Genomic DNA, 262 nt, shown 5'->3' on the forward strand with positions numbered 1-262 from the left:
GAGATTGAAGGTAAGTAGGACTTTACCTCCCATCCTGCCCAGAACTGTGTCCATTTCCAGCCAAGATTCTAGTTGATTCAGTGCTAAATAGTTTTGAAAATCCTCATAGGACCGCCCTTTTTTAGCTTCTTTAGGGATGGAAGGTAGCTTACTTTTTCTTCTTTCTTTGAATTTAACGGCTCTGGCTAGGTCAATAGGAGCGATAGATAGGTATCCTTTTCGGATATGTCGATAGACGGTTGAGGAGCTGACATCAAGGTTG

General features: G+C 42.4%; 1 pseudogene. It reads right to left on the reverse strand.

Annotation, left to right across the window (positions count from 1 at the left end):
* A pseudogene (locus SMIDD26_RS11035) lies at positions 1-262 on the reverse strand (IS30 family transposase); the annotation flags it as partial.

The sequence above is a fragment of the Streptococcus mitis genome, from assembly GCF_001579035.1.
Taxonomy (GTDB): domain Bacteria; phylum Bacillota; class Bacilli; order Lactobacillales; family Streptococcaceae; genus Streptococcus; species Streptococcus mitis_J.